The organism is Pseudomonas sp. NBRC 111127, from assembly GCF_001320345.1.
Lineage (GTDB): Bacteria > Pseudomonadota > Gammaproteobacteria > Pseudomonadales > Pseudomonadaceae > Aquipseudomonas > Aquipseudomonas juntendi.
In genome coordinates this window covers 1-16590 of record NZ_BCBD01000030.1, presented here as the reverse complement: position 1 = coordinate 16590, position 16590 = coordinate 1, and the positions used below count along the sequence as shown (strand labels likewise).

General features: G+C 63.5%; 10 protein-coding genes and 2 pseudogenes. 4 read left to right on the top strand and 8 right to left on the bottom strand.

The annotated features are described in order from the left end of the window. Window positions 1-293: 293 nt before the first annotated feature. Window positions 294-3221: an aminotransferase gene (locus tag APH30_RS08290; protein ID WP_054912204.1), complete on the bottom strand. Its 2928-nt coding sequence runs from the start codon at window positions 3219-3221 to the stop codon at window positions 294-296. 315 nt (window positions 3222-3536) lie between these two features. Between APH30_RS08290 and APH30_RS08285 the strand changes: the two genes are divergently transcribed. The 3 genes and pseudogenes from APH30_RS08285 (at window position 3537) to APH30_RS29890 (ending at window position 6465) form a co-directional block, all read left to right on the top strand. Then, window positions 3537-5318, top strand: a complete 1782-nt coding sequence (locus APH30_RS08285; protein WP_054912203.1) for an EAL domain-containing protein — start codon at window positions 3537-3539, stop codon at window positions 5316-5318. A 37-nt stretch (window positions 5319-5355) separates the two neighbouring features. Then, a pseudogene (locus APH30_RS29895) lies at window positions 5356-5931 on the top strand (PAS domain-containing protein); the annotation flags it as partial. A gap of 30 nt (window positions 5932-5961) precedes the next feature. Further along, window positions 5962-6465, top strand: coding sequence for a methyl-accepting chemotaxis protein (locus tag APH30_RS29890; RefSeq protein WP_223809676.1), 504 nt, complete (start codon window positions 5962-5964; stop codon window positions 6463-6465). Window positions 6466-6528: 63 nt separating this feature from the next. On the opposite strand, the gene APH30_RS08275 is transcribed toward APH30_RS29890, so the two are convergent. The 7 genes from APH30_RS08275 to gloB all read right to left on the bottom strand — a co-directional run bounded on the left by APH30_RS08275 (window position 6529) and on the right by gloB (window position 16367). Then, window positions 6529-8136, bottom strand: a complete 1608-nt coding sequence (locus APH30_RS08275) for an ABC transporter ATP-binding protein (protein WP_029886649.1) — start codon at window positions 8134-8136, stop codon at window positions 6529-6531. Between the two features lies 1 nt (window position 8137). Beyond that, entirely contained in the window at window positions 8138-9157 is a 1020-nt protein-coding gene (locus APH30_RS08270) for an ABC transporter permease (RefSeq protein ID WP_029886648.1), read from the bottom strand. Between the two features lies 1 nt (window position 9158). Beyond that, window positions 9159-10232, bottom strand: a complete 1074-nt coding sequence (locus tag APH30_RS08265; protein ID WP_009686399.1) for a microcin C ABC transporter permease YejB — start codon at window positions 10230-10232, stop codon at window positions 9159-9161. Window position 10233: 1 nt separating this feature from the next. Continuing rightward, the gene (locus tag APH30_RS08260; RefSeq protein ID WP_047149855.1) at window positions 10234-12069 is read right to left on the bottom strand and encodes an extracellular solute-binding protein; all 1836 of its coding nucleotides are present in this window, start codon (window positions 12067-12069) and stop codon (window positions 10234-10236) included. Then, window positions 12066-13895 (bottom strand): extracellular solute-binding protein, encoded by a 1830-nt coding sequence (locus tag APH30_RS08255; RefSeq protein ID WP_207939746.1) that lies wholly within the window; start codon window positions 13893-13895, stop codon window positions 12066-12068. Before APH30_RS08255 ends, APH30_RS08260 begins: the two co-directional genes overlap by 4 nt. A gap of 158 nt (window positions 13896-14053) precedes the next feature. Continuing rightward, entirely contained in the window at window positions 14054-15484 is a 1431-nt protein-coding gene (locus APH30_RS08250) for a lytic transglycosylase domain-containing protein (RefSeq protein WP_029886645.1), read from the bottom strand. Between the two features lie 100 nt (window positions 15485-15584). Then, window positions 15585-16367, bottom strand: coding sequence for a hydroxyacylglutathione hydrolase (gloB, locus tag APH30_RS08245; protein ID WP_054912201.1), 783 nt, complete (start codon window positions 16365-16367; stop codon window positions 15585-15587). A gap of 85 nt (window positions 16368-16452) precedes the next feature. Here gloB and APH30_RS08240 point away from each other — a divergent pair. After that, a pseudogene (locus APH30_RS08240) lies at window positions 16453-16590 on the top strand (SAM-dependent methyltransferase); the annotation flags it as partial.

Genomic DNA, 16590 nt, shown 5'->3' with positions numbered 1-16590 from the left:
GCAAATCGCGGGCCGAAAACCGAGTGTAGGAGAGAAAAGGCAGAAAAGGTGACCCACTGGTCACATTTGAGAGCATGCGGGCTAGACGCAAACGTTGGCGTTTGTGAGTAGATGTGAACAAGCATGAAGCGGGTGGGTAATTGCGTGCTGATGCCGCGCCTTTTTGTGGCGCTATGGAGGGCATGCGCCATGTTGGTGCGCTTGTGCTCGCCCGAAAAAGGGCCGCGGGTGGGCGCGGGGTTTATCCGCGAAGCGCCGCTCGCGCGGCGCTCGATCTGGCAGAAGGTGAGCCGCTACAGCCCTTCACCCAGCACCCGGTCGATGCTGTCGACGAAGTAATCCACGCTGGCCCGACTGGTGCACATTGGCGGCTTGATCTTGAGAATGTTCAGGTGATCCCCTGTGGGTTGCATGAAGATGCCCAATTCCCGCAGCCTGTCGCAGAGCAGCTGGGTTTCCTGCGTGGCGGGCTCCAGTGTTTCGCGGTCACGCACCAGTTCCAGGCCCAGGTAGAAGCCCGAGCCATGCGCGGCGCCGGCCAGCGGGTGCTTGTCGACCAGCGCCTGCAGGCGCGCCTTAAAATAGCGCCCGGTGTCGCGGGCGTTGTCCCACAGGCCTTCTTCCTGCATCACGTCCAGTACTGCCATGCCAATGCGGCAACTGACCGGGCTGCCACCGGCAGATGAGAAGAAATAACCCTCGGCCTCCAGTGCTTCGGCAATGTCGCGGCGGGTAATGACCACCCCCAGCGGCTGGCCGTTACCCATGCCCTTGGCCATGGTGATGATATCGGGCACCACGCCTTGCTGCTCGAAGCCCCAGAAGTATTCACCCAGGCGGCCGTAACCGACCTGGACCTCGTCGGCGATGCACACACCGCCCCTGGCCCGGACCTTGGCATAGGCCTCGCGCAGGTACCCCGCTGGCAGCGCGATGCCACCGGCATTGCCGTACACCGGTTCGCAGATGATGCCGGCCAGCTGTCGGCCACGGGCATCGAGGTCGGCCAGCTTCGTGTCGACATCGCGCAGGTAGTCTGCTGCGCTGTCGGCGCCACGGTAGCGGCCGCGGAAGGTATTCGGCGCCTCGACCGGGTGCACCCAGTCCGGGCGGGTGTGCAACGCCTGCGGGTTGTCGGCGATCGACGTGGAGATGGCATCGGTGGCCACCGACCAGCCGTGGTAGGCCTCCAGCACGCTGAGCAGGTCGCGCCCGCCGCTGTAGGCCCAGGCCAGCCGTATCGCCAGGTCATTGGCTTCGGTCCCGCTGTTGACCATGAAAACCCGGTCGAAGCCTTCGGGTACCAGCTTCAGCAAACGCTCGGAGAATTCGGTGACGGCCGCGTAGTGAAAGCGCGAGTTGGTATTGAGCAACGACCACTGCCGCGCCGACTCGGCGACCATGCGCGGGTGGCCATGGCCCAGTACCGCAACGTTGTTGAGCATGTCGAGGTAAGCGCGGCCTTGCATGTCGAACAGGTAGTTGCGCCAGCCACGTTCGATGTGGGGTGGCTGCGCGTAGTAGTGTTTCTGCGAGCGCGCGAAGCTGGCGTCGCGACGCGCCAACAGGGCCTGTGGGTCAGGCAGTGGCTCGGCATCGCAGTCCAGGCCCAGCAGCGGCGCGGGAGAAGGGCACAGGGCCAGCCAGGCATCGGCATGGGAAGGGGTGGCGAAGAACGGTGGCTGGGTGTCGGTGCCCAGGCACACTTGCACGCGAAGCACGCCGCAACTACGGCCCAGCGCCTGGCCCTGGGCCACGGCCTGGCCATCGACTGGCGCATCCTGCAGCCCCTGTAGCCACAGGGCCCAGTGCGCAGTGCGCAGGCAACCGACAGCATCGCCATGGCGCTGCCAGGTGCCGGCCGCCGGTGCCTGGAGCAGGCTGGCGTGCGGCACATGCAGTTCAACGCCGAGGGCGCAAGTGGCCGGTTCTGCGGCGCGGTCGATATGGGTTTGCGACAGGCGATACTGCCCGTACAGGGTGCAGGCCGGGGCAGGTTGCCGGGTGAGCAGGTGCTGGTCGAAGCCAGGTTGCTCCCAGTTGCCCGCCTCATAGTGCGCACTGAGCACGCCGAGGTCGAGCCGGTGCACCGCCTGCCCTTGCAGTTCGGGAAGCAGCGATGCGCCGCCGCTCATGTCTGGCGTGGCGACCGGCAACCCCGCAGCCCGCAGGATCGCTGCCTGCATCAGGGCGAAGGGCACGGCGGTGGCGGTGTCGAAAATTTCCCACTCATGGGCAACATTGTCGCGGGTGTACTGGTTGCCTGGGTCCACCGCCAACTGCTGTGCGCTGCTCAGCACCAGTACTGCGGCGCGGTTAAGCACCAGTGGCCACAAGGCGCGTAGCTCTTCCTCCGTGAGTGGGTTGTGGGCCTGGTAGGCGCGGATCGCCGGGAGGATCCGCAGCGGGTCGCCTTCGGCGTGGTGCAGCAGCGCCGCACAGGTTACCGACAGGTCAGCGATGCGCCAGGTACGTAGCAGGTCGCCGAAGTCGATCAGCCCTCGCAATTGCCATTGGCGCTGGTCGTCGCGCGCCCACACGGTGTTGTCGTCGGTGATGTCCAGGTGCACGGCTTGGCTTGGCAGGCTGCCGATCAGGGGTGCCAGGTGGTGGGCAGCGACCGCGGTGGCCTGTGTGATGCGGCGGCGCTGGTCGGCATCGTGCAGCACAGGGAGCAGGTGCTCTATCAGCGTTTGCGCATGCTTGGGGTCCCATTGCAGGGTGCGCTCGAGGCCAGGGTGGTCGAAACCGGCCAAGGCCCGATCAAGCTTTGCGCAAAGCCCGCCCAGTTCGGCCATCAGTTGCGCCGGGAGGTGAGCAAGGCGCGTCAGCGGTTGCCCCTCGATGTATTCCAGCAGGCGTACCCGCAATGGCTGGTCTGCGACGTCCAGGGCCAGCAAGGCTTCGCCACTGAGTGCCGGGCGCACGCCTGGCACGGGCAGGCCATGCTCGCGCAGGTAGGCGAGGGCCGCATGCTGGGCCTCCAGTTCGACCTGGGCGTAGCTGCCATGGCATGCCTTGAGCACGAAGCTGCCTTGCGGCGCGACCACACGCAGGTTCAGGTCCTGCTGGCTGCCCAAGGCCGACCACTCACCGGTGAGGCCGTAGTGGGCCTGCAGCAGGCCTTGCGCCTGGGTGGCGCTGAGCACAGGGCCTGGCAAGCTGGAACGCTGGACCAGCGCGTGGAGGGCAGGGGAGGCAGTTTGTGGGTGACTGGACATGGGCTCTACCGTTGAGGCGGGTTGACGGAGCGACTTTATGCCCTACCTGGCTGATGACTAAAGACGATCGTCATCAGATTTTCTGATGACTGGTGCAGTGGCTGTTACACACTGAAACGGTAAGTGTGTGCCCGTGAACTCGGGGGTTGGTGAACTTCCTTCGTGGGCCGATCTCTTACTAGGCAGGTGATGTTGCATCACCGTCTGTCGAAATTTAGTGCGAAAAGTTGTACAAAAATTTCTCTCTGTACAAGTATTGATGTAGCGTAGTGCTATTACTCTATGCTTGGGTCCGCGTGGGACAGGTGAGATGCCATGAAAGTTGCCCCCGTTCCGCCCAATGAACCCGACCGTTTGGCGAAGATCGCCGAATGGTGCGTACTGCATCAGCCGCAGAGCAGCGAACTGACTGCGCTGGTCGAGATGGCCCGCCGCTACTTTTCCATGCCGATCTGCCTGGTTTCGATCGTAGGGGAGTGTGAGCAATGGTTCATGGCCAAGGGCGGGCTGGCCGCTGATGCCACCCCCCGGGATGTTTCATTCTGTGCCCACACCATTCTCCAGGCACAGCCACTGGAAGTGCTGGACGCTGCCCTGGACCCGCGCTTTGCCGACAACCCTCTGGTCACGGGTGAGCCTGGCATTCGTTATTACTGCGGGGCCCCGCTGCTGGTAGACAGCCAGGTGGCCATCGGCAGCTTCTGCATCATCGATACTGCACCACGGCCCGCCCTGGATGAGGCGCAACGGTCGATGCTGACGTCCTTCAGCGAAATGGCCATGCACATCATCGCCGGCATGCGCCGCAACAATTTTTACGACCAGGCCACCGGCCTGTTCAACCGCCTGAAGCTCGAATGTGATGTGGTGGCGGGCCTGGACCGGGGTAAGTCGCTGACCCTGTTGGCGGTGGACATCATGGCCGCCGAGGCCCTCAGCGATATCATCCGCGGCCTGGGTTACAACTTCGCCCACGACCTGACGTTGCAGGCCAAGGCGCGCATCGCCAGCCAGCTGGATAACGGCTTGTCGTTGTACAAGATCAGCCCGACCCGCTTCGGTGTGCTGCTGGAGGACGCAGCCGACGTACAGCCTTTGTGCGAGCGGATTGTCGACGCCCTGCAAGCGCCTGCGCAGTGCCACCAGATTCCGGTGTTGCTGGACGCCGGTATCGGCATTGCCCCCATCACGCAGCAGTGCGAAGACCGTGACGGCATGGAGTGGATGCGCCGGGCAGTCGCGGCAGCGGATACCGCGCGGCGCAGGCCTGGCCGGCATGGGTGGTACGAGCCGGACGTGGACGCTGCGCAACGCCGTGCGTTCCTGTTGCTGGCGTCGTTGGCCCAGGCGCTGCAGAGCGACGATGAACTGAGCCTGCACCTGCAACCGCGAATCGAGCTGCCTTCGGGCCGATGCTATTCTGCCGAAGCCCTGCTGCGCTGGCGCCACCCGCTACTGGGCGATGTCGCCCCGGCGGAGTTCATCCCTTTGGCTGAAAAAACGGCGCTCATGGCCAGCCTCAGCCTTTGGGTGATGCGCGCAGCCTTGCGGGTGCTGGCCTGTACCCGGGACCTGGATTTCAGTCTCAGCTTCAACGTCACCGCGCGCGACCTGGAAAGCGCAGGGTTCATGGATGCACTGCTGCACAGCTTGCAGGCCCAGGCCATCGAGCCCCAGCGGGTACAGCTCGAATTCACCGAGAGTGTCTTGATCGAACAGCCCGAAGAAGTGCTGCAGCAACTGCTGCGTGCGCACCAGGCAGGCATCGCCGTTGCGATCGATGACTTCGGCACGGGCTACAGCAACTGGGTTTACCTGACGCAAATCCCCGCCAGCATCGTCAAGCTCGACAGGTCGCTGGTGCACCGTGCCGCTTCGGGCACGCGTGAAGCATTGCTGGTGCAGTCGGTGGTAGGGCTGGCGAACGAACTCGGTTATCAGGTGGCCGCCGAAGGGATCGAAACCGCCGAACAGCTGGTCCAGGCCTGCGCCTGGGGCTGTGTTGAAGCGCAGGGCTATTTCATCGCCAGACCGATGCCTGTAGCCGTTTTCAAGGAGTGGTTTCACGACACTCAACAGAAAGTGTCTGTTGTCTGACTTCCCACCATGATGCATAACATCGCAGGTCTTATTGATGTTTAATCGCCACCTTAAAACTGCACTGGCAGCGCAACAGGCCGAGCTCGTGCAACTGCGTCAGCGCCTGGCCGAACTCGAGCAGGGTGCCATGCTGTGCCTGGACGGGCAGAACCGTATCGCGGAGTGCACCGCGGGTTTTGCCCAGGCACTCGGCGCCGCGCCGGGCGATGTCGTGGGCATGCCCCTGCAACAGTGGCTGGCCGCGCCTGGGCTGGAAAGCCAGGCGTTGCTCGAGGCCTTGCTGCGTTCCACGGCGATGATCCAGTTTGGCCTGGACGGCAAGGTGCAAGCTGCCAACCCGATGTTTCTCGCCGCCATGGGCTACCGCCTGGAGCAACTGGTCGGCCAGCACCATCGAATTTTCTGTGATGCCAAGGAAACCGCCAGTGCCGAGTACACGGCGTTCTGGCGCACGCTCAATGCTGGCCGGTACGTGACCGGGCGATTCCGGCGTATTGACAGCCAAGGGCGCGAGATCTGGCTGGAGGCCAGCTACAACCCGGTCCATGATGCCAGTGGCAAGCTGGTGAAAGTGGTCAAGTTCGCCACGGTGGTGACCGCCCAGGTCGAGCGTGAACAGGCGGTAAGGCAGGCGGCCAACATGGCGCTGGACATTTCCCGGCGCACGGACGCCAGTGCCAGCGATGGTGTCACGGTGATGCAGGGCATGCAGCAGGCCATGCAGAACGTGGCGAGCCAATTACACTGCGCCGGCGATACCATTGCTGCCCTGGGCCAGCAGTCGACGGTCATCAGTACGATCGTGCAGACCATTGGGGCCATTGCGTCGCAGACCAACCTGCTGGCCCTGAATGCCGCGATCGAAGCTGCGCGCGCCGGCGACCAAGGGCGGGGCTTCGCCGTGGTGGCCGATGAAGTGCGCAAGCTGGCGGGGCGCACCAGCACCGCCACTGCCGAGATCGATGCGGTGGTCGCGCACAATCATCTGCTGGCCAACCAGGCGGTCAGCGAGGTCGAGCGCAGCCGCCAGGAAGCGGCCAATGCGGTGGATTTCGTTACCCAGGCGAGTACGGCCATAGGCGGTATTCAGGCCGGTGCCAGGCAAGTGGTGGCGGCCGTTGGCCGGGTGAGCGAAGACCTGTAGCCAGGCAGCGGGCAACGCGCCGCCCAGGCTCGCATCACCCCAGCAAACTGCCCGGGCGCGGCTTCACGAAGGCTCCACCTCCAGAAACGCCGCCTCCAGTAGCTGCCGGGTATACGGATGTTGCGGTGCATGGAAGATTGCCTGCGCATCCCCCTGTTCAACCACCTGCCCATGCTTGATCACCATCAACTGATGGCTCAGTGCCCTGACCACCGCCAGGTCATGGCTGATGAACAGGTAAGTGAGGTTGTATTTTTGCTGCAGATTACGCAGCAACTCGACCACCTGGCGCTGCACCGTGCGGTCCAGCGCCGAGGTCGGCTCATCCAGCAGAATCAGCGCCGGCTTGAGCACCAGCGCCCGGGCGATGGCAATGCGCTGGCGCTGCCCACCCGAAAACTCATGCGGGTAGCGGTGCCGGGTGCCCGGGTCGAGCCCTACCTCCTCCAGCGCCGCAATGATGGCCGCTTCCTGCTCCTGGGCATTGCCGATACCGTGAATGCGCAAGCCTTCCCCAACGATGTCTGCCACGCACATGCGCGGGCTGAGGCTGCCGAAGGGGTCCTGGAACACCACCTGCATCTCGCGCCGTAACGGGCGCACGGCTTTCTGGTTCATCCCCTGCAGGTCTTGCCCGTGGAAGCGGATACCCCCCTGGCTGGCAATCAGCCGCAGGATCGCCAGGCCCAATGTCGACTTGCCCGACCCGGACTCCCCGACGATGCCCAGCGTTTGCCCCTGCGGCAAACTGAAGTTGACCCCGTTCACCGCCTTGACATGGTCGACAGTACGCCGCAGCAGGCCCTTCTTGATCGGGAACCAGACCTTGAGCTCATCGACTTGCAGCAGCGGCGCACCTACCGGGTTGTGCGCCGGCAGCCCGCTGGGCTCGGCATTGATCAGCATCTGCGTGTAGGGGTGTTGCGGCGCGCTGAACAGGGCCGCGCAGTCCGCCTGCTCGACAATCTGCCCGCGCTGCATCACGCACACGCGGTGGGCAATGCGCCGCACCAGGTTCAGGTCATGGCTGATCAGCAGCAGCGCCATGCCCAGGCGTGCCTGCAGTTCCTTGAGCAGGTCGAGAATTTTCAGCTGCACGGTCACATCCAGCGCCGTGGTCGGTTCGTCGGCAATCAGCAGTTCCGGCTCGTTGGCCAGGGCCATGGCGATCATCACCCGCTGGCGTTGCCCGCCGGACAGCTCGTGGGGCAGGGCCTTGAGGCGTTTGCGTGGCTCCGGGATGCCGACCATTTCCAGCAGCTCCAGGGTGCGCGCAGTAGCTTGCTTGCCGGTCAGGCCCTTGTGCAGCAGAAGGATTTCGTTGATCTGCTTTTCGATGCAGTGCAGCGGGTTCAGCGACGTCATCGGCTCCTGGAAGATCATCGCAATGCGGTTGCCGCGAATGCGCTGCAGGGTTTTTTCGTTCTGCTGCAGCAAGTCCTTGCCTTCATGGCGGATGCTGCCGCGGGGGTGCTGGGCCAAGGGGTAGGGCAGCAGGCGCAGGATCGAGTGCGCAGTCACCGACTTGCCCGAGCCGCTTTCACCGACCAGCGCCAGCGTCTCGCCTTTGCGGATGTCGAAACTGATGCCATCCACCACCCGGTTGACCTGGTCGCCGGTTACAAACTCGACGACCAGGTCGCGCACTTCGATCAGGTTCTGTTCACTCATGTCACTTCCTCGGGTCGAAGGCGTCGCGGGCGGATTCGCCGATGAATACCAGCAGGCTCAGCATCAGCGCCAGTACCGCGAAGGCGCTGATGCCCAGCCAGGGTGCCTGCAGGTTGGACTTGCCCTGGGCCACCAGCTCGCCCAGCGAGGGCGAACCGGCGGGCAGGCCGAAGCCGAGGAAGTCCAGGGCCGTGAGGGTACCGATGGCGCCGGTGAGAATGAACGGCATGAAGGTCATGGTCGAGATCATGGCGTTGGGCAGGATGTGCCGGTACATGATTGCGCCGTTGCGCATGCCCAGGGCTCGGGCGGCACGCACGTACTCCAGGTTGCGGCCGCGCAGGAACTCGGCGCGCACCACGTCGACCAGGCTCATCCAGGAAAACAGCAGCATGATGCCCAGCAGCCACCAGAAGTTCGGCTGCACGAAACTGGCAAGAATGATCAGCAGGTACAGCACCGGCAGCCCCGACCAGATTTCCAGAAAGCGTTGCCCGGCCAGGTCGACCCAACCGCCATAAAACCCCTGCAAGGCCCCCGCGAGGACGCCGATGATGGAGCTGGCCACGGTCAGGGTCAGGGCGAACAGCACCGATATGCGGAAGCCGTAGATCACCCGCGCCAGCACGTCGCGGCCTTGGTCGTCGGTGCCTAGCCAGTTGTCCGCCGAGGGCGGTGCCGGGGCCGGAACGCGCAGGTCGTAGTTGATGCTCTGGTAGCTGAACGGGATCGGCGCCCACAGCACGAAGCTGTCTTTCTTGGCCAGCAGCTCGCGGATGTAGGGGCTCTTGTAGTTGGCTTCCAGCGGGAACTCGCCGCCGAACGTGGTTTCCGGGTAGCGCTTGAAGGCGGGGAAGTACCACTGGCCGTCGTAGCGCACGGCAATCGGTTTGTCGTTGGCGATCAGTTCGGCACCCAGGCTGAGGCCGAACAGGATCAGGAACAGCCACAGCGACCACCAGCCACGGCGGTTGGCCTTGAAGCGCTCGAAGCGCCGTCGGTTGAGGGGGGACAAGGCCATGTCAGTGCTCCCGGCTGGCAAAGTCGATGCGTGGATCGACCAGGGTGTAGGTCAGGTCGCCGATCAGTTTCACCACCAGCCCCAGCAGGGTGAAGATGAACAGGGTGCCGAAGACCACCGGGTAGTCGCGGTTGATGGCCGCCTCGAAGCTCATCAGGCCCAGGCCGTCGAGGCTGAAGATCACCTCGATCAGCAGGGAGCCGGTGAAGAAGATACCGATGAACGCCGAAGGGAAGCCGGCAATCACCAGCAGCATGGCGTTGCGGAACACATGGCCATACAGCACCCGTGGCCGGCTCAGGCCTTTGGCCTTGGCGGTCACCACGTATTGTTTGTTGATTTCGTCGAGGAAGCTGTTCTTGGTCAGCAGGGTCATGGTCGCGAAGTTGCCGATGACCAGCGCGGTGATTGGCAGCACCAGGTGCCAGAAGTAGTCCAGCACCTTGCCGGTGGTGCTCAGCTCATCGAAGTTGTTGGAGGTGAGGCCGCGCAGCGGGAACCAGTCGAAGTAGCTGCCGCCGGCGAACAGCACGATCAGCAAGATGGCGAACAGGAAGGCGGGGATCGCATAGCCGACGATGATCGCCGAACTGGTCCACACGTCGAAGTGGCTGCCATGGCGTACCGCCTTGGCGATGCCCAGCGGGATCGACACCAGGTACATGATCAGTGTGCTCCACAGCCCCAGCGAGATCGACACCGGCATCTTTTCGATGATCAGGTCGATGACCTTGGCATCGCGGAAGAAGCTGTCGCCGAAATCCAGTCGGGCGTAGTTCTTGATCATGATCCACAGGCGTTCGGGCGGCGATTTGTCGAACCCGTACATGCGCTCGATTTCGGCGATCAGCGCCGGGTCCAGGCCTTGGGCGCCACGGTAGTTGGAGCCCGCCACGGACACCTCGGCACCGCCACCGGCGATGCGGCTGGTGGCGCCCTCGAAGCCTTCGAGCTTGGCGATCATCTGTTCGACCGGGCCACCAGGGGCAGCCTGGACGATGATGAAGTTGATGATGAGGATGCCGAACAGGGTCGGGATGATCAGCAGCAGGCGGCGCAGGATGTAGGCCAGCATCTCAGTTGGCCTCGTCCGCGGGGGCTGCGCTGACGGCCGGGCTTACCCCGGGCTTGATCCACCAGGTGTCGATGCCGATGTCGTACTTGGGCGACACCTTCGGGTGCCCGATGTGGTTCCAGTAGGCTACCCGCCAGGTCTTGATGTGCCAGTTGGGAATCACGTAGTAGCCCCACAGCAATACCCGGTCGAGGGCGCGGCAATGGTCGATCAGGCTTTGGCGCGAGTCGGCATTGATCAGCTGGTCGACCAGCTGGTCGATGGCCGGGTCGCGCAGGCCGATGAAGTTGCGGCTGCCGGGGTTGTCGGCGGCGGCACTGGACCAGAATTCGCGCTGCTCGTTGCCGGGCGAGTTGGACTGCGGATAGCCGCCGACGATCATGTCGAAATCGCGCGAGCGCAGGCGGGTGATGTACTGCGAAACATCGACCCGGCGGATGTTCAGCTCGATACCCAGGTCAGCCAGGTTGCGCTTGAACGGCAGCAGGATGCGTTCGAACTCGGTCTGCGCCAGCAGGAACTCGATGCTTACCGGCTTGCCCTGGGCATCGACCATCTTGTCGTCGACGATCTTCCAGCCGGCCTCCTGCAGCAGCTTGTAGGCCTGGCGCTGCTGCTCGCGGATCATGCCGCTGCCGTCGCTGACCGGGTTGTGGAAGGCCTCGGTGAACACTTGGTCGGGTACTTTGCCGCGCAGCGGCTCGAGGATCTTCAGTTCGCTGGCGCTGGGCAAGCCACGGGCGGCCATTTCCGAGTTTTCGAAGTAACTGCCGGTACGGGTGTAGGCACCGTTGAACAGTTGCTTGTTGGTCCATTCGTAGTCCAGCAGCAGGCTCAACGCGTGGCGTACGCGCACATCCTGGAATACCGGCCGGCGGATGTTGAAAATGAAGCCCTGCATGCCAGTGGGGTTGCCGTTGGGCAGCTCTTCCTTGATCAGCCGGCCCTCGCGCACGGCGGGCACGTCGTAGGCGGTGGCCCAGTTTTTCGCGCTGACTTCCAGGCCATAGTCGAACGCCCCGGCCTTGAGCGCTTGCAGGGCTACGGTAGTGTCACGGTAGGCGTCGAAGGTCATGACATCGAAGTTGTAGAACCCACGGTTGATCGGCAGGTCCTTGGCCCAGTAGTCCTTGACCCGCTCGTAGCGTACCGAGCGCCCGGCCTTGACCTCGGCCACCTTGTACGGGCCGCTGCCCAGTGGAATTTCCAGGTTGCCGCGGTTGAAGTCGCGGTTTTCGTACCAGTGCTTGGGCAACACGGGCAACTGGCCGAGGATAAGCGGCAGTTCACGGTTGTTCCGGTGCTTGAACTTGAACAGCACTTTCAACGGGTCTTCAGCGACCACCTCGGCGACGTCGGCATAGTACTGACGATACAGCGGCGCACCATCCTTGATCAGGGCGTTGAAGGTAAACACCACGTCATCGGCACGCATGGGGTGGCCATCGTGGAAACGTGCTTCGGGGCGCAGGTAGAAGCGCACCCAGCTGTTGTCCGGGGCTTTCTCGATCTTGCCAGCGACCAAGCCATATTCGGTGAAGGGTTCGTCCTGGCTCTGGCGCATCAGGGTGTCGTAGATGATGCTGATGTTTTCGGCCGGCACGCCCTTGTTGATGAACGGGTTGAGGCTGTCGAACCCGCCGAAACTGGACTGGCGGAAGGTGCCACCCTTTGGCGCCTCGGGGTTCACGTAGTCGAAGTGCTTGAAGTCGGCAGGGTATTTGGGCGGCTCGTCGTACAGGGTGAGCGCATGTTGCGGTGCGGCCAGGGCGGGAAGGCTCAGGCAGGCGAGCAACAGGCTGCCAGCCAGCCGGCGCAGGCGGTGCGTTGGCATCATTGGGCTTTCTCCGAAGTCTTTATCCACCAGCTGTTCAGCCCAAGGGTATAGGGCGGTGTGGTGACGAAGGCGAACCGGTTGCGGTAGGCCAGGCGATGGTTGTCCAGGTACCAGTTGGGGATCATGTAGTACTGCCATGAGAGGACGCGGTCCAGGGCGCGGGCGGCAGCCACCTGGTCGTCGCGGGTGCGTGCGGCCAACAGGGTGTCGAGCAGGTGGTCGACCACCGGGTCCTTGACCCCTGCATAGTTCTTGCTGCCCTTGGTGCCGGCCTGGCTCGAATGGAAGTACAACCACTGCTCCAGGCCGGGGCTCAGGGTCTGATTGAGGGTCATCAGAATCATGTCGAAATCGAACTGGTCCAGGCGTTGTTTGTACTGGGCACGGTCCACGGTGCGCAAGCGCGCATCGATACCGATGCTGGACAGATTTTCGACATAAGGTTGCAGGATGCGTTCAAGGTTGGGGTTTACCAGCAGCAGCTCCATGCGCAACTGCTGGCCTTTGCTGTCGACCAGGCGCTGGCCGTTCAGCTTCCACCCCGCCTCGGCGAGCAGGGCCAGTGCCTGGCGCAAGGTTTCGCGGCTGACGCCACGGCCGGCGGTGTGGCTGACCTGGTACGGTTCGCTGAACAGTTTGGCGGGTAACTGGTCACGGAATGGCGCCAGCAGCAGCCATTCCTTGCCGGTGGGCACACCGCTGGCGGCGAACTCACTGTTGGGGTAGTAGCTGGTCGAGCGCCGGTAGGCGTTGCTGAACAGGGCGCGGTTGGTCCACTCGAAGTCGAGCATCAGCCCCAGTGCCTGGCGTACCCGCGGGTCGCTGAAGGTCGCCCGGCGGCTGTTCATGAACAGGCCCTGGGTTTGCGTGGGGATGCGGTGCGGGATCTGCGCCTTGATCACCTCGCCACGGCGCACGGCCGGGAAGTTGTAGCCGTTGGCCCAGTTCTTCGCCTGGTGTTCGATATAGATGTCGAATTCACCGGCCTTGAACGCTTCGAAGGCCACGGTGGCATCACGGTAAAATTCGTACTCCACGCGATCGAAGTTGTACTTGCCTCGGTTGACGGCCAGGTCCTTGCCCCAGTAACGCTTGACGCGCTCGAACACCAGCCGGCGCCCCGGCTGTACCTCGGTAATGCGGTATGGGCCACTGCCCAATGGCGGCTCGAAGGTAGTGGCCTTGAAGTCACGGTGCTGCCAGTAGTGCTTGGGCAGCACTGGCATCTCGCCCAGGCGCAGGATGAGCAGTGGGTTGCCAGCGCGCTTGAACACGAAGCGGATGCGCAGCGGGCCGAGGATGTCGACCCGTTGCACCTCCTGCAGGTTGGTGCGGTAGATCGGGTGGCCGTCCTTGAGCAACGTGCGGTAGGAGAAGGCCACGTCTGCCGCGGTGATCGGCTTGCCGTCATGCCAGCGGGCTTCCGGGCGCAGGTTGAACACCACCCAGCTACGGTCCTCGCTGTATTCCACCGAGCGGGCGATGAGGCCGTAGCTGGAGGTGGGCTCGTCGCCGGACGGGTCGTATTGGCCGGTACCGACCATCAGCGGCTCGTTGAGCTCGCTGATGCCGTACTGCTGGAAGTTGGGCGTGGTCACCGGGCTCGACCCCTTGAAGGTATAGGGGTTGAGGGTGTCGAAGGTGCCAAAGGCCATCGCCCGCAACGTGCCGCCTTTGGGCGCTTGCGGGTTGACCCAGTCGAAGTGGGTGAACGTGGCTGGGTACTTGAGCGTGCCGAACTGCGCGTATCCGTGGCTTTCGCTCACCATCGCGACTGCGGGAAAGCTCAAGGCCAGGCTGATTGACAGCAGGAGGGGACGTATCAAGTCGGCATCCGATCCAGAGGCGTTGGGCTTTTGTCGGCGTACAGTAACAGCTTGGGGGGGTGGGAAAAAGAGAGGTTCAAGCTTCAAGCTTCAAGCTGCAAGAAAAAGCGGCGGTGTACGCGAATTGCTTTTTTCTTGCTGCTTGCAGCTTGAGACTTTCAATGCCCGACGTAGACGGTCAGGGTCTGCCCAGGCTTGAGGGCATGACCGCTGCGCGGGTTCCAGCGCTTGAGGTGCTTCATTTCCACGTTGAAGCGCTTGGCCACCAGGTACAGCGAGTCACCCTTGCGCACCTTGTACTGGGTAGAGCGCTGCGCCGACGCCGCTACGCGATTGCCGGCGGCGCTCGGGGCGTTGCCGCCGCGCAGGGCCAGGACCTGGCCAGCGCGCAGGTTGTTGCCGGACAGGCGGTTCCAGCGCTTGATGTCCTTGATCGATACGCGGTTGGCCTTGGCAATGGCGCCCAGGTTGTCGCCACGCTTGACCCGGTAGCTGCGTGCAGCCGCCGGTGCCCTGGTTTCGGCCACGGCACGGGCGAACACGGCCTTGTTCGGTTGCAGGGCGACCAGCTGCTCGGGGTTGAGGTTGGACAGGCTGTTGCTCAGCAATTGTGCCTTGGCGGTCGGCACCAGCAATTGCTTGGGCCCGTCCACGGTCATGCGTTTCTTGAAGGCGGGGTTGAGCTGGATCAGCTCGTCTTCGTCGATGTTGGCAAAGGCCGCCACCCGCGACAGGTCGAGCCGATCATTGATGGCCACGGCTTCGAAGTAGGGTTCGTTGGCGATCGGGTTCAGGTTCACGCCGTAGGCTTCAGGGGTAAGCACCACTTGCGACAGGGCCAGCAGCTTGGGCACATAGTCGCGGGTTTCCTGGGGCAGCGGCAGGTTCCAGTAGTCGGTTGGCAGGCCCAGGCGCTCGTTACGTTCGATGGCGCGGCTGACCGTGCCTTCGCCGGCGTTGTAGGCGGCCAGGGCCAGCAGCCAGTCGCCGTTGAACATGTCATGCAGGCGGGTCAGGTAGTCCAGCGCGGCATTGGTCGAGGCGGTGATGTCGCGGCGGCCGTCATAGAAATTGGTCTGGCGCAGGTTGAAGTGGCGACCGGTTGCCGGCATGAACTGCCACATGCCTGCGGCGCTGGCCCGCGAATACGCCATCGGGTTGTAGGCGCTTTCGATGGCTGGCAGCAGCGCCAGCTCCAGGGGCATGTCACGCTCCTCGAGGCGCTCGACGATGTAGTGCAGGTACAGGCTGCCGCGCTCGCCGGCGCTTTCGATGAAGGTGGGGTTGCTGGCGAACCACAGGCGCTGCTGCTCGATGCGCGGGTTGACGTCGATGCTGTCCTGCAGGGCAAAGCCCTGGCGCATGCGCTCCCATACGTCCTGTGGCGCCTGCTCGGCCGGCTTGACCAGCAGCGGCGCGGGCTTGTGCTTGATCCGCGCCTGGTAGTTGTGCGCGCGAACGCTATCGGATTCGTCGAGCTGACGGGTGCTCTGGCAACCCACCAGAGTGGCGGCCAGAGCCAGCGCACTGATTTGGGCCAGGCGCGTCAGGGCGACTGAATGAGAGGTTCTGCGGCTACGGGAAGACATCGGCTGAGACAGGTATCCGGGCAAAAAATTTCGGCGATTCTAGAAACCGCTCCGGGCCGGGTCAACCGTTGAACACAGATTGCGATATATCTTGCGGTTATCAGAAAGTGTCTTTCCAAGACCTCAAGGCAGCAAAAACAGCGACATGCGTAGCGTTTGAATGTCCCTTCCATTCGTCTGCTTTTTGTTTAACTAATGTTTCAGAGGTGCGCAAAAAAGGGTTGGTCAGGCGCTCCAGGCCAATCGTGGACGGCAATGTGATGCGCTGGTCGGCGCGCAACCGGGTCACCTCGTCGAAGCGCTGCTGCACATGCGGGTTGTCGGGCTCGACGGCCTTGGCGAAGCGCAGGTTGGCAAGCGTGTATTCGTGGGCGCAGTACACCTGTGTGTGCGCGGGCAGGGCCGCCAGGCGGGCCAGGGCGGGTTGCATCTGCTCGGGCGTGCCCTCGAACATGCGCCCGCAACCGGCCGCGAACAGGGTATCGCCGCTGAACAAGAGCGGGGTTTCCGGCGGCTGGTCACTGAAGAAAGCGATATGGCCCAGGGTGTGGCCGGGCACCGCCAGCACCTGAAACACCACGCCCAGCACTTCGACCTCGGCGCCCTCGTCCAGCGCCAGGTCACGGCAGGGAATCTGCTCGTTGGCCGGGCCACAGACCCGTGCGCCGGTCAGTTGCTTGAGCCGTGCCACGCCGCCGACGTGGTCGTTGTGGTGGTGGGTAATGAGGATGTCGCTCAGCGCCCAGCCGGGGTTGGCGGCCAGCCAACGCTCCACCGGGCCGGCGTCGCCGGGGTCGACCACCGCACAACGGCGTTTGGCAGTATCCTGTAACAACCAGATGTAGTTGTCGGAGAAAGCGGGAAGAGCATCGATCTGTATCATGGTGCGGATCCGATTCACCTAGCGTGGCACATGAAGGCATCTTAGCCGCGATGGCGCGGCGGGAGAACCTTCGAGGGAGAGCGCAATGACCGACCAAGCCTTTGCCCAGGCCGATCCGGACTGGGTCGAGCTGATCAGCCTGGCCCGTGAGTGGTTCAATGGCCCACTCGGCCAACTGATGCTCAAGGAAGAAGACCAACTGTTGGAGGAAGAGCTGGGGCGC

Bases quoted from the DNA above. Each gene is read 5' to 3' on its own strand.
- APH30_RS08290 (WP_054912204.1), bottom strand. From the start codon at position 3,221: ATGTCCAGTCACCCACAAACTGCCTCCCCTGCCCTCCACGCGCTGGTC.
- APH30_RS08285 (WP_054912203.1), top strand. From the start codon at position 3,537: ATGAAAGTTGCCCCCGTTCCGCCCAATGAACCCGACCGTTTGGCGAAG.
- APH30_RS29890 (WP_223809676.1), top strand. From the start codon at position 5,962: ATGGCGCTGGACATTTCCCGGCGCACGGACGCCAGTGCCAGCGATGGT.
- APH30_RS08275 (WP_029886649.1), bottom strand. From the start codon at position 8,136: ATGAGTGAACAGAACCTGATCGAAGTGCGCGACCTGGTCGTCGAGTTT.
- APH30_RS08270 (WP_029886648.1), bottom strand. From the start codon at position 9,157: ATGGCCTTGTCCCCCCTCAACCGACGGCGCTTCGAGCGCTTCAAGGCC.
- APH30_RS08265 (WP_009686399.1), bottom strand. From the start codon at position 10,232: ATGCTGGCCTACATCCTGCGCCGCCTGCTGCTGATCATCCCGACCCTG.
- APH30_RS08260 (WP_047149855.1), bottom strand. From the start codon at position 12,069: ATGATGCCAACGCACCGCCTGCGCCGGCTGGCTGGCAGCCTGTTGCTC.
- APH30_RS08250 (WP_029886645.1), bottom strand. From the start codon at position 15,484: ATGTCTTCCCGTAGCCGCAGAACCTCTCATTCAGTCGCCCTGACGCGC.
- gloB (WP_054912201.1), bottom strand. From the start codon at position 16,367: ATGATACAGATCGATGCTCTTCCCGCTTTCTCCGACAACTACATCTGG.